14 protein-coding genes are annotated in these 13098 nt (G+C 47.5%); 9 read left to right on the top strand and 5 right to left on the bottom strand.

The window, feature by feature from the left end:
* Window positions 1-3: 3 nt before the first annotated feature.
* Window positions 4-702 (bottom strand): pseudouridine synthase, encoded by a 699-nt coding sequence (locus tag ACYVGR_RS37155; protein WP_460965914.1) that lies wholly within the window; start codon window positions 700-702, stop codon window positions 4-6.
* Between the two features lie 137 nt (window positions 703-839).
* Between ACYVGR_RS37155 and ACYVGR_RS37150 the strand changes: the two genes are divergently transcribed.
* The 3 genes from ACYVGR_RS37150 to ACYVGR_RS37140 all read left to right on the top strand — a co-directional run bounded on the left by ACYVGR_RS37150 (window position 840) and on the right by ACYVGR_RS37140 (window position 2996).
* Entirely contained in the window at window positions 840-1640 is an 801-nt protein-coding gene (locus tag ACYVGR_RS37150) for a hypothetical protein (protein ID WP_460965912.1), read from the top strand.
* A gap of 24 nt (window positions 1641-1664) precedes the next feature.
* Window positions 1665-2438 carry a helix-turn-helix domain-containing protein gene (locus ACYVGR_RS37145; RefSeq protein WP_460965910.1) on the top strand — a complete coding sequence of 258 codons (774 nt, stop codon included), beginning with the start codon at window positions 1665-1667 and terminating at the stop codon, window positions 2436-2438.
* A 201-nt stretch (window positions 2439-2639) separates the two neighbouring features.
* Complete coding sequence (locus ACYVGR_RS37140; protein ID WP_460965908.1) at window positions 2640-2996, top strand: YciI family protein; 357 nt, start codon at window positions 2640-2642, stop codon at window positions 2994-2996.
* Window positions 2997-3190: 194 nt separating this feature from the next.
* Here ACYVGR_RS37140 and ACYVGR_RS37135 read toward each other — a convergent pair whose 3' ends face one another.
* Window positions 3191-3850 carry a Rossmann-fold NAD(P)-binding domain-containing protein gene (locus ACYVGR_RS37135; protein ID WP_460965906.1) on the bottom strand — a complete coding sequence of 220 codons (660 nt, stop codon included), beginning with the start codon at window positions 3848-3850 and terminating at the stop codon, window positions 3191-3193.
* Between the two features lie 167 nt (window positions 3851-4017).
* Here ACYVGR_RS37135 and ACYVGR_RS37130 point away from each other — a divergent pair, with 167 nt between their 5' ends.
* Entirely contained in the window at window positions 4018-5388 is a 1371-nt protein-coding gene (locus tag ACYVGR_RS37130) for an amidohydrolase family protein (protein ID WP_460965904.1), read from the top strand.
* Window positions 5389-5530: 142 nt separating this feature from the next.
* On the opposite strand, the gene ACYVGR_RS37125 is transcribed toward ACYVGR_RS37130, so the two are convergent.
* The 3 genes from ACYVGR_RS37125 to ACYVGR_RS37115 form a co-directional block, all read right to left on the bottom strand.
* Window positions 5531-6301 (bottom strand): M90 family metallopeptidase, encoded by a 771-nt coding sequence (locus ACYVGR_RS37125; protein ID WP_460965902.1) that lies wholly within the window; start codon window positions 6299-6301, stop codon window positions 5531-5533.
* 262 nt (window positions 6302-6563) lie between these two features.
* Window positions 6564-7931 (bottom strand): DUF4403 family protein, encoded by a 1368-nt coding sequence (locus tag ACYVGR_RS37120; protein ID WP_460965900.1) that lies wholly within the window; start codon window positions 7929-7931, stop codon window positions 6564-6566.
* A gap of 295 nt (window positions 7932-8226) precedes the next feature.
* Window positions 8227-8775, bottom strand: coding sequence for a DinB family protein (locus ACYVGR_RS37115; RefSeq protein ID WP_460965898.1), 549 nt, complete (start codon window positions 8773-8775; stop codon window positions 8227-8229).
* A gap of 113 nt (window positions 8776-8888) precedes the next feature.
* On the opposite strand from ACYVGR_RS37115, the gene ACYVGR_RS37110 reads away from it, so the two are divergent.
* The 5 genes from ACYVGR_RS37110 (at window position 8889) to ACYVGR_RS37090 (ending at window position 12936) form a co-directional block, all read left to right on the top strand.
* Window positions 8889-9917: a S66 peptidase family protein gene (locus ACYVGR_RS37110; RefSeq protein WP_460965896.1), complete on the top strand. Its 1029-nt coding sequence runs from the start codon at window positions 8889-8891 to the stop codon at window positions 9915-9917.
* Window positions 9918-9941: 24 nt separating this feature from the next.
* On the top strand, window positions 9942-10178 hold the full coding sequence (locus tag ACYVGR_RS37105) for a DUF3820 family protein (protein ID WP_460965894.1): 237 nt from the start codon (window positions 9942-9944) through the stop codon (window positions 10176-10178).
* A gap of 172 nt (window positions 10179-10350) precedes the next feature.
* Window positions 10351-10632 carry a hypothetical protein gene (locus tag ACYVGR_RS37100; RefSeq protein ID WP_460965893.1) on the top strand — a complete coding sequence of 94 codons (282 nt, stop codon included), beginning with the start codon at window positions 10351-10353 and terminating at the stop codon, window positions 10630-10632.
* A complete protein-coding gene (locus ACYVGR_RS37095) occupies window positions 10607-11116 on the top strand; it encodes a hypothetical protein (RefSeq protein WP_460965891.1) in 510 nt (169 codons plus the stop codon). Before ACYVGR_RS37100 ends, ACYVGR_RS37095 begins: the two co-directional genes overlap by 26 nt.
* Before the next feature lie 41 nt (window positions 11117-11157).
* Entirely contained in the window at window positions 11158-12936 is a 1779-nt protein-coding gene (locus ACYVGR_RS37090; RefSeq protein WP_460965889.1) for a DUF885 domain-containing protein, read from the top strand.
* Window positions 12937-13098 lie beyond the last annotated feature (162 nt).

Genomic DNA, 13098 nt, shown 5'->3' with positions numbered 1-13098 from the left:
TCTCTAACTCGCTACCCTAAACAACTCCCCCAACATCCGCTCAAACTCCACCTGAAAAGGAGCTGTAATTGTAATCCGTTCCTCCGTAACGGGATGCGTAAACGCAAGCTGACGGGCATGCAGAAGCATGGTGTTCATCTCGAAATGTTCTTTAAATAGCTTGTTTTGCTTGTTACAGCCGTGCGGTCGGTCGCCGATGATAGGGTGGAGGATATGGGCCATGTGTTTGCGCAACTGATGCATCCGGCCAGTATCGGGGGTTAGCTTCACCAACGAATAACGAGAGGTGGTGTGTTTGCCAAACGGCAGGGGAATTTCGGTGCGCTGTAAGGTTTTGAAATGCGTTACTGCGTCCTGAAATACACCCGTTTCTTCGTTGCGTAAGGCGTAATCAATGGTCTGCTCGTCGGGGGTAAAACCGCGCACGATGGCCAGATACGTTTTTGCAACATCGCCTTCCATAAACTGCTGCTGCATGAGCGAGTTCATAGATTCGGTTAGGGCGAAGAGTAACACGCCACCCGTTTTACGGTCGAGCCGGTGAACTGGATACACGCGCTGCCCCAACTGATCCCGAAGAATCTGTACGGCAAATTCGCTGGCGTCGCTGGCAATGGGAGAGCGGTGAACCAGCAAGCCGTGTGGTTTATTGATGGCCACTAAATCGGCCGACTGGTAAAGAATGGAGAGGATATTCGACAAGATGACTTAATTTTTTTGACAGGATTAACAGGATTTCCAGGATTTTACAGGCGCGTCGACGTTTCGGATTATTTAGCCGTAATTAGGGCATTACATCTTGTAAATCCTGTTAATCCTGTCAAAAAATTACCAAGGCCATGCGATCGCGTTTACTTAGACTACCCTTTCTGTTAGTATATCTTGTCATAACAAACACCAGCCAGGCGCAGAAAGCAACTGAAATCCATCGGTTTCAACTAAAAGAAGTTCAGCAAGGTGTTGCGGTTGATCAGACCCATTTTTATGTCATTAACAACCATTCGCTAACAAAGCATACCAAGTCAGATGGCAAACAGGTGGCGGCCTGGAGCGATAGTACGGGTTTGTTGAAACACATGAATAGCGGTGTGGTCATTGGCCAAAAGCTCTACTGTACACACTCGAATTACCCTGACGTACCGATGGCGAGTTCGATTGAGATTTTCGATACGCGCACGCTGAAACACATTGGCAATCATAGCTTTGGGTTGTTTCCCGGTTCCATGACCTGGGCCGATTTTTACAATGGTTATTGGTGGGTAGCCTTTGCGAATTACTCAAATAAGTCGATGGCTGAAGGACGTGACAACCGCTGGACAACCTTGGTAAAATTCAACGAAAACTGGCAGCAACTCGAAGCCTGGGCATTTCCCGCGAATGTACTGCAAGCGTTTGCTCCCTACAGCACGTCGGGCGGAACCTGGGGACCGGATGGCCTGATTTATTGCACCGGTCACGATAAACCTGAGATGTATGTGCTGAAACTACCCGAACGCGGACATACGCTCCAGTACGTAAAAACTATTCCGACCGTTAGCGAAGGGCAGGCGTTTGCCATCGATCGAAGCGTCAAAAACAAACAGGTGTTTTACGGAATTACCCGCAACGACAATTACGTTATCGTTTCGGTAGTTGAATGAAAAATACCCAGTTAAGGTGCGCCGATGAAAACAGAACGCTATCTTCCGATTGAGCGATTAAGGCCATTTATCAAGGCGTTCCTGCTCATTGAGAGTGAACAGGGGATGGTTAATAAACTGCTGCCCAGCACATCTATTGTCATGGCGTTTCGGTATAAAGGAAACGTGCGTTATGCGGAGGGCGTCAACGGAGGGCCTATGCCCACAGCGGTAATAACTGGCCTGCGAAACACAATGCGTGTGGTCGATTATACGCGGGAAACGGCTACGTTGTTAGTCATTTTTAACGAAGGTGGCGCGTCGGCTTTGTTTAAGGAGCCGCTTCATGAATTGTTTGGCACGAGTGCTACGCTGGATGAGCTGATGCCTCGTCAGATTGTAAGTGAAGTGGAAGAACGGTTGGCCGAAGCAAAAACCAATCAACAGCGTGTGACAATTGTGGAGCAATTCCTGGTAGCGAGGCTACAGGAAACCCCCACAGACTGGCTGGTGCGGCAGGCTATCCAGCAAATTCAATTGGCCAACGGCACAGTCCGTATCAGCGAATTACTGGCCAATTTGCCTATTAGCCAGGACCCTTTCGAGAAACGTTTCCGGCGCATTGTAGGAACGTCACCCAAGCAGTTTTCGAAAATCGTGCGGTTGCGATCGGTGATTAATCAATATGCTTCGGCACAAAGTCTGACTGAAATGGCTTATCAGGCGGGTTATTTCGATCAGGCTCATTTCATCAAAGACTTTCGATCATTTACAGGGCTGACTCCTCATCTGTTTTTCCAATCAGGTGCGTATTGGTGAAATAGAACGCTGATTTTTATGGTCTTTATGATTTTACAAGATTTTTACGATCAGCTTAATGCTAAATCATAATTGATCATTGACATCATAATTATCTGCGTTCTATTGATCATCAAGTCAGTGATTTTTTACAATTCTGCGCTTATTCATCCATCTAGTTTTGTGTCAGCCAATTAGGCTCTAAACAAAACACAAACGACTATGAATGAGTATGTTTTTTTGATACGATTCAGTACCCAGAAAATCTTAACCCCGGAGCAACAGGCACTAAATACCGAAAAATGGGGTAAGTTGATTCAACTCTGGACAGAGGAGGGCGCTTTTGTCGGCAGCAGCCTGATTACACAGCCCGGTTTTATTGTGACAGGTTCACAACGGCAAGTAGAGCAGGGCGTTGTGGCCGATGCTGATTTTAAAGTAACGAGCATAATTCGGGTACTGGCCGCTAATCTGGATAGCGCCGTAGAAATGGCCAAAGCCTGTCCAACGCTCGATTACGAAGCCACCGTTGAGGTCAGAGAAGTCCAAAATCGACCTGTTCAGGTAAAAAAAGATTAGGTCAGAAATAGTCAGGTTGGGACGGTTTACGAATCGCGTTATACTAGTGTTTTTGTCATCCCGACGCCAGGAGGGATCTTCGTTGGCTGGTTACTTACCGAAGATCCCTCCTGGCGTCGGGATGACAAAAAATAGGCCTTAAGTGATTGATAGTCAGGTATTAAACTCGGGGGTTATACGTTATTTACGTTATTTTACCGTTTCGCTAGCGCAACAATGTCTTTCACTTCCAGAATCTGCTTTTCGTAGCCGATCGTGGCCGATTTGATCATGGCTAGCGCCAACTCCTGCAAGGTCGAAAAGCCAGCCGGGTAAAGCGCCCGGCCAATCGGGTACAGCCAATCAATATATTTGTAGTAACTCTTCACGTTCTTCTGCCCGGCGGTTGCCTTCATAAAGCCCGGACGCATCATGTACGAGTGTTTGAACAACCGCATCAGCGCATTTTCGGTAGCCCCCTTCACGCGTGCCCACGCCAGACGACCTTTTTCTGTGCTGTCAGTGCCCGCGCCAGACACATATTCGAAAGTCAGGTCGGGGTTTAGCTTAGCCAGTGTATTGGCGAAGTTCATAGTCAGATCGTAGGTAAGGTGCTTGTACTCATCGTCCTTCATCCCGACCGACGAAACACCCAGGCAAAAGAAGCAGGCATTATACCCACTCAGTTGGCTCTCGATGGGGGCTAGATTGAAAAAATCCTTGAGGATAATTTCCTTTAGTTTGGGATGCGATACCCCGCCCGGTTTTCGGTTGATAACCAGCACCTGTTCTACATCAGGATGTTGCAAACATTCGATCAGGACACCTTCACCGACCATGCCCGTGGCACCCGTAATAATTGCGTTGATTTTCATAGAGTAAATGGTTTGGTACTCCGCTAAAACTCGTCGGTTATTCGTGCTGAATTGAATAAATTTACCGACCTGATGGCTATTAGTCCAAAACCGAACCAACCCGAATAGGTTCAACGACTGAAGTCCGTGATACCTTTAAATCCTCAACTAATCAACTCCTTCACCTTATGAAATCCCTCGTCCTTCTTCTCTTAACCCTGCTCCTTGCCCCTTGCCCCACGCTCCAGGCGCAGGAACTCACCAGCAACGGTCAGCGTGAGATTGTTTTCAAATCCGTTAACGTCATTCCGATGGATCGGGAGCGTGTGATTGACAACCAGACTGTCGTTGTGCGTAATGGACGAATAGCCGCAATGGGTAATGAGGGTAGCGTAAAATTCAATAAAGACGCACTGGTCATTGACGCAAAAGGCAAATACCTGACGCCGGGTTGGGCCGAAATCCATGCCCATGTACCGCCTATCGATGACATTGAACCAATGAAAGAGGTGCTGATGCTCTATCTGGCAAACGGCATCACCACCATTCGGGGCATGTTGGGGCATCCTAAGCATCTGGAGTTACGGAGTAAAATCAACAGTGGCGAAATTCTTGGACCACACTTCTACGCAACGGGTCCATCGTTTAACGGGCAAACCGTAAAGACCGCCGAGCGTGGTGCCGAAATGGTTCGGGAGCAGAAAGCGGCTGGCTATGATTTCCTGAAACTGCATCCGGGGCTTACCAAAGAGACCTTTCCGGCCATCGCTAAAACGGCCCACGAAGTGGGTATTCCATTTGCCGGACACGTATCCTTTAACGTGGGTGTCTGGCGGGCTATTGATGCAGAATATTCGTCCATTGATCATATGGACGGGTTCGTGGAAGCGCTTGTTCCTCGTTCTGATACGCTGGCCGAACCTGAAACGGGCCTGTTTGCTTCCTGGATTGCCTATCGGGCCGACGCTTCACAAATTCCGAAACTGGTGAAAGGTCTTCGCGAGAAACACATTCGGGTGGTGCCCACGCAGGCACTGGCTGAGCGCTGGCTTTCGCCACTTCCGGCCGATGCGTTTTCCAACGATCCCGAGATGAAATACATGAAGCCGGAGCAGTTAAAGGGATGGGTGAATACCAAAGTAGGCTATCTCGCCAATCCGAATTACACCAAAGAACACGCCGAAAAACTAATTCAGATTCGTCGGAAGCTGATTTACGAATGCCAGAAAAATGGTGTTGAGTTGTTGCTAGGTTCTGATGCTCCTCAAATTTTCAACGTGCCTGGATTCTCAATTCACCACGAAATGAAGTACATGGTCGATGCCGGGTTGACGCCCTACGAAGTTCTGCGCACGGGTACTGTTAATGTGGCTTCCTATTTCAATAAACCCGATTGGGGAACCATCAAACCGGGCAACGTATCCGATTTGGTGTTGTTGAGTGGCAATCCTTTGAAAGACATCAGCCAAACCAAAAGCATCGAAGGCGTGATGATGGGTAACAACTGGTTATCGAAAGAGTATATTCAGAAAGAGTTGAAGAAGCTGGAGAAACAGTAGCAGGGGTGCTGGCGCGAGCATTAGCTCGTGCCTTTTAATTTCGTCAGCATTCGCTGACTTATGAATAGCTAGAACGTCAGTGAATACTGGCTAGATGAAAAGGCACGAGCTAATGCTCGCGCCAGTCCGTTTGGACATTACTTTATTCCAACGGATGCTGATGGAAAATTTCTTCCAGCCGTGCAAAAAGCTCCGGATGCTTTTCATGGAGCAAGTCAGGACGTTTGAAGAAATACTCGGATACGACGGCGAAGAACTCGGCTTCGTTCGTAATGCCGTATGGGTTGATGTCGGAATGATTGGCCTTAATGTCTTGGATGCTTTTATGAATCAATTGCAGCCACGGCTTAATGTGATCTTTTACCAACAAATACTCCGGTAAGCCATCGGTAGACCCATCGGCCTTGTCGAGGAGGTGGACAAACTCGTGAATACCCGTATTCCCTTTACTGGTTTCATTGGCAAATCCCTCGTGTAAAGCCGGTTTCGACAACACCATCGTGCTTTGTAAGGCACCGCCTTCGCCGACCATACCCAGGATGTTTCGCCCTTCTCCTGTAGTCTGAAAATCGGCATTGAAGCTGCCTTCGTAGAGCAGCACATTGGTCAGCGGATAATACCAATCATCGAACCCGAAAATTGGAATAATAGCACTGCTGGCCACCAGCACTTTATCAACATCATCGACCGTCGTGCCGATGCCTTCAATTTTGACATGGTGCAGGAAATGATTCACCCGATCCTCGAATACTTTCTTTTTATCTGGATTTAGTCCCTGATAATAAGGTACATAGGCTTGTAATAATTGCGGGTAATTTGGGGGCAGGGGTTGCGCATCCTGTTTCTTCTGACTCAGATACCGCCAGATAAGCCAACCAATTATCAATACAACTAGACTAATCAGAAGAACCATAAAATGAATTGTTTTTTGACAGGATTTACTGGATTAACAAGATTAGTAGATAGAGAACCTGTTCAAACTTTCTATAATCGAAAAATAATGAGTGCTTTTTGTCATCCCGAGGAACGAGGGATCTTCGGATGAGGCCTATTTGATCACATTACCCGAAGATCCCTCGTTCCTCGGGATGACAAAAAGTTATCGAAATAAAAGCTTAAACAGGTTCAGAATGAAAATCCTGTTTTATCCTGTAAATCCTGTCAAAAGAAAAAGATTATAACTTGTTTACATTCAACACTATTTTCGATTCAACCTTAATCAACGTCTGGATGCCGTCGGGGCGGATGGCGATCTTTTGGGGAGTGAATCGGAAGGTGTTTATCGCCAGATCGGTTTTCTTTCCGGCACCTCCTTGCTCAAATGCCTTATTGATTGCCTGAGGGATTTTGGCAATGTCATCGCCCAATCGGATGGTCAGCAATTCTTGCAGTAACGCACGCAAGCCGTCATGCCAGACAGCGCCTGTGTTTTTCGATAATACACTTCCCGATTCTGCGTCGAAATCTAAATCTTTGACTTTCAGAGTGTTGCTTAACGTGTCGAATGTTGGTTTGCCTTTCAGGTAAACGATGCCATCCAGAAGCCCGGCCAGGTCAGCTTTTACGATCAGCGAATGCTGGCCGCCATAAACCGAAAGACTTTTGATTGTCAGGCTACCGAGCGCCAGTTTTTTATTCTTCACCGTAAGGGCCAGCATTCGGTTGATGTCGGCGTAGGGAACAAAGCTCATCAGGTGCAAATCTGATGTCTGGGAAACCTGCTCCCGTTTCTGCAAAAGGGGTAAAGGCGTACGTGCATGCACGGGTTTCTCAGGCTTTACCTCTGTTTTCGTTTCCATCGCGATTCGCACATGAGTCGTTAACTGGGTCGAATCGCCTGTAATTGAACCGGCTGCTACACTAACAGGCTTGGGAGTCAACCAGAGGCCGTACTCCTTATTAATGAGTAGAGGAGTTTGCATATCGTGCCAGATGGGTTTCACCATCTGATCGAGCCGAAGTTCCTTGTGAACTGCCGAATCGATGGCCATTTCAATCGCGCTCTTATGCTTTTCCAGCAGGTTCTCAACCAGACCAGTCAGCGAAATCCCGACAATTTTAGGTTGAACGATCCAGGTATAATCCGTGAAGGTCGTGTGGCTGGCAAGTCGCCAGTTAGAAGTTACGCTGATCGGGCTTTTAAAGTTTACCTTGATCGCACAAAATGGCTTTTCGGGTGGCGTCGTATCTCGACTGAAAGGTCTCGTGAGCCACATTTGAAGCGGGGCCGATAGCTTTATCTGCTGATCGGCATACTCAACATGCACCGAACCCAGCCGCTTGACCCGAAGCGACATGATCCCTTTCGTTTTGCCGTCTTTGGTTTGTTTGCCGACCAGAACAGGGTTGAGTTCCTTATTGATTTTCTCCTGTAATTCGTTCAATTGAAACGTAATGGGGCCAGCCACATACGACATCGTTTCGGGTATGGGCGGATCAAACCCCTCTGCTTTGGGGGCTTGAGGCTGCTTTCTCTGACATTGGCCTAGCAGGATGATCAGTAGGAGCGCAATAAAATAATAGCGTGATGGTGGTGTTCTCATGAACAGAAAATAGCCAATTGATTGCAAACCAAAACGTTGTTACAAACTGGCTATTCAATAACCGATGTGTCGGTGTGTATGTTTTTAATATTGTATTGAACTCACAGGTACAATTGAATCACCCATAACGCTATACGTTACTATGAAGAAGGCCCGCTAGTAGCGAGCCTTTACTAAGTAATCGAAGAAATATCTTTTTTTCAATCTCACCGGGTTAAAACCCGGCGCAGTTCATCAGTTCTGTTTTTTTGCGCCGGGTTTTAACCCGGTGAGATTGAAAAATGGGCTTAGCACATTAAAACAATTTCTCCTGCGGTGGTTTCACTCCTTTCATTCGAATGTAGATCGTACACTGACCGCGGTGGTGGGTTTGGTGCTCAAACGCTTTGGCCAAAACGACCTCTTTCGTCATTTCGCGCGGCCCCATTTTCACCGATTCACCCAGTTGGGCATTGGTCATGCCTTTCATGGCGTCGATCATAAAATCGTAACTGTCCATAACGGCCTTGGTCAGAGCTGCCTTGTTTTTAAGCTCGGCCATTTCTTCCAGTTTTTTGCCTTGCATTGGGTTCGGCTTGCCGCTGGCCAGGGCACCAAAGTTGTAGTTCGCTGCCGACAGGTGTAACATTTGTTCGGCAAAGCTGCGGATTTCGGGCGTTGGTTTAAAATTCACGCCATCTTCGGGCATGGCGTCCAGATACTCTTTGGTGTACTCTTTCGCCCGCTGCCAATCGGCGGTTAATTGCGAAATAGTCGTCATCGGAGCAGCGGCCTGCACCGTCGAAAACGCCCAAAAGAGGCCCAGGAAGATACGTAGAAGTCGTAAATGTGATTTGGTTAGCATAGCTATGTTGGTTGGTTCAATACAAAAGCTCTATAGAGTAGTAAGCTACTGAGTTCGTTTGCCCGATCGACCGTTTTCGGTTATCTTTCTGCACAGATAGTTCACGAATTCCCATGCCCTCACGTCGTTCATTTCTACAAGCCACCAGCCTTGCGCCGTTCCTTTCGCTGACAGCTAATCAGCCTCCAGCTACGGTTATAAAACCAAACCGCTTAAAGCCGGGCGACACAATTGGTCTGTTTTGCCCAGCGGCTCCGGCCTACAGTCAGGAAACCGTGAAGATTGCACAGGAGTCGCTACAAGCCCTGGGATTCCAGACTAAACTGGGACCTCATATCTACGATCGATATGGGTACCTCGCCGGTCGTGATGCCGATCGGGTTTCGGACTTACATGCCTTTTTTGATGATCGAAGTGTGAAGGCGGTCATGGCGATTCATGGCGGCTGGGGATGCGCCCGTTTGCTGCCCTTGCTCGATTACAACCTGATTCAGCGTAACCCGAAAATTCTGATTGGCTATAGCGACATTACGGCTTTGTTGCTGGCTATTTATGCCAAAACAGGTCTGGTAACCATGCACGGTCCCGTTGGTTCGGCAACCTTTAATGCGTATACGGTGAACTGGCTGAAGCGAGTGCTGCTGGAAGGAGAAATGGTAACGATGCGAAACCCCACCGAAAAGGGCGATAATCTGACACAGGTTCAGGATCGCATTACGACTATCAAACCCGGCCTGGCTCGTGGTCGACTGGTGGGCGGGAACCTCACGGTGTTGAGCCATCTGATTGGCTCGTCGTACCTGCCCGACTGGAAAAACACGATTTTATTTGTGGAAGACACGCACGAAGATGTGTACCGCATGGACCGGATGCTGACCCATTTGAAACTGGCGGGCATTCTGGATCAGATTTCGGGCTTTGTGTTCGGAAAATGCAGCGAATGTGGCCCCGGAAGTGGTGGCTACGGCTCCCTCACACTGGAAGATGTCCTGACCGAACACATCATTCCGCTGAACAAACCTGCTTTTTCGGGAGCGATGATCGGCCATATTCGTGATAAATTTACCGTTCCATTAGGCATCGACACCGAAATTGACGCTACAGCAGGAACCATAAGATTGCTTGAATCGGCAGTGAGTTAAGTTAACAGCGAGAACAACCAAAACATGGCAATAGAACCAGCCCAAGGCAATCCCGACTTATTAAAAGAATTACTCCATTATCAGATGCCTTTCGGCAAATACAAAGGGCATCTGATCAGGTCGTTACCCATGTCGTATTTAGAGTGGTTTGTACAAAAAGGCTTTCCGGCTGGGAAGCTAGGTATGCTGTTACAAACCATGTACGAAATCAAGCTGAACGGCCTGGAGTATTTGCTCGATGGCGTTCGGCGAAGTTTGTGAGTGGGTTGCTAGTTTGTGAATACTGGGGACCTATGAAACTCTTTAAGGTAGAATTGTGTACATTTGGAACGCAAGTGTTGTAAACGCAGATCTAACACGTACATACTGAGGTTATATCAAAAGTGTACTTTACTTGTTTTCTCTTCTAATCATAACTCAAAGAGGCTGAGTCATGAGCAAACCAAAAATGAGTGTTGGTGAACGTAGCGTTCCAGGCACAAAACGATCATTTAGCTGTATATCTAAGGCCGAAAGTGTAGCTGTTGTCGCTGGTCAGGCTTCTGGCGCTGCGATTACATCTTTACCTTCGGGCACAATCAACGTTCGCCAGATGGCTGAAGATGCAACAAAAGTGCAAGATTATATAGCTAACGGCGGCAAGAAAAGTGAGTCAAGTGGAGTCAAATTCATTAAACAATCGGGACTATTTGATAGCCGAAGAGTCGGAAGATGATAGTGAATTCTCCTTTATTACGGCCCAAGGCATAAAATATTTAGTTTACTTTAAAGAAGCGGATGGTTATGTGCCATTCGCTTCTTTTGCTAATGACACTAAAATGTTTGGCTTTGGTCCAACGAAAGAGACAAGGCCAGTTGGTAAACTTCCCAAAGATGCTCAAGTAGGCATCGCCATATTCGAGATTCTCTACTACTATATTTCTAAATATCCCAACAGGGTTTTGTTGTTTGTTTGCAGCGACGAAAGTATCTGGCATCCTGGTCTCGAAAATAAACACCCTCGATATGCCAAATGGAGGAGCAATTTGTTCTCAGAATGGTTTGAAAGCTGGCAACGGACAGGCGTTATGCCTGCTGAGAAAATAGACTATAATTTATACGGCGAGCTTCACTGTTCATGTTTATTCAGATCGGGTAACCCCTATGAAGCAGAAGTTAGACAAGTTATTGAGCAAACGATTCTGTCAAAGCAACCGTAATATCTGTATCTTTCGATTTACCATCCCCTTTGCCAGAATCTATGAAAAAAAGCAGTTTAATTCCCCTGATATTCGCTACACTATTGAGTTGCACATCGAACAAAAGCGACCAAACCACCACCACCGATCCGGGCTTTGCGGCTGTGCTGGACGATTATTATGAGCAACGGTTAAAGCTGTTTCCGTTGGAGGCCACCATGCAGGGTGATAATCGGTACAACGACCAGTTGCCGAATGACATTTCGCAGGAGTTTCTGGAGCAGACAAAAACGTTTTATACGGCTACGCTCGACAAACTAAAACCGTTTGACCGGGAGAAACTGTCTGACGAAGACAAGATTTCCTACGACATTCTAAAACGGGAAATGGAGCTGCAACTGGAGCAATTCCAGTTTCATCAGGAAGATATTCCGTTTAACCAATTCGTTGGGTTGCCGCTAATGTTTGGGCAGGCTGGGAGTGGAGAAAGCGCGCAACCGTTCAAAACAGTGAAGGATTATGACGATTGGCTAAAACGGGTCTCTGCGTTTACCGTTTGGGGTGATACGGCTATTGCTGATTTTCGGAAAGGCATGGCTACCAACAACGTATTGCCCAAAAGCCTGGTCGTCAAGATGATTCCCCAGATGAACGATTTAGTGGTGACCGACCCCACGAAAAGTCTGTTCTACGGTCCGATTCAAAAACTACCGGCCACATTCAGCGAAGCGGATAAAACTCGACTGACGGCGGCTTATAAGAAAGCCATTCTGGAGCAAATCGTACCGACTTATCAGAAGCTAGGGACGTTCCTCAAGAATGAATATCTGCCCAAAGCCCGGACAACGTCGGGTATCGACGTATTGCCAAAGGGGCCGGAACTCTACAACTATCTGGTTAAGGTTCAGACAACGACCAACGACACGCCAGAAGAAATCTACCAGATTGGCCTAAAGGAAGTTAGTCGGATTCGGGGCGAAATGGAGAAAGTGAAAACGCAGGTCGGCTTTAAAGGTACGCTGGCTGAATTTTTCGAGCACCTCAAAACCGATAAAAAGTTCTATCCTTACAAAACTCCCAAGGATGTACTGGGCGCGTTTAACACCATTCTGGCCCGGCTTGAACCGAACCTGAAAAAAGAATTTACGAACACGCCAAAGACGAAATTTGAGATTCGGCAGACTGAGAAATTCCGTGAAGCCTCCGCCAGTGCCGAATACAATCCGGGCTCGATGGATGGGAGTCGTCCGGGGATTTTCTATGTACCGATTCCCGATGCGACCAAGTTCAATGTTACGTCGGGTATGGAGTCGTTGTTTTTACATGAGGCCATTCCGGGTCACCATTATCAGGTGTCGCTTCAACAGGAAAACACCAGTTTGCCGAAATTCCGGCGGTTTGCCTGGTACGGTGCCTACGGCGAAGGCTGGGCCTTGTATTGCGAATCGTTGGGTAAAGAACTAGGTCTCTACACCGATCCGTATCAGTACATGGGAGCGCTAGGTGATGAAATTCACCGAGCCATCCGGCTCGTAGTGGACGTTGCTCTGCACACCAAACACATGACTCGCGAGCAGGCAATCAAGTACATGATGGACAACGAACCCATTGCTGAACAGGGCGCTACCGCCGAAATCGAACGCTACATGGCGATTCCCGGTCAGGCGCTTTCTTATAAAATTGGTGCCCTGAAAATACGCGCCCTCCGCACGAAATACGAGCAGGAGCTTGGTACTAAATTTAGCATAGCGGCCTTCCACGACGAATTCCTCAAAGATGGCTGTATGCCGTTGGATGTACTGGAACGCAAAATGGACGCCTGGGCCGCGAAGCAGAAATAAGCAGAGTAAATGAATAATGGATAATGTTTTTTGTCATCCCGACAAAGGAGGGATCTTAAAGTATCCTTGCTAGAGAGTCAAGAAGCCTTGAGATTCCTCCTGTCGTCCATATCTTTGTTTGCAAGCAAGTTAGCTAAAAAAAGTGCAACTTAGCAAATGCCA

Source organism: Spirosoma litoris, assembly GCF_054776755.1.
Note: the sequence above shows the minus strand (reverse complement) of the source record. Positions and strands in the feature narration are given on the sequence as shown.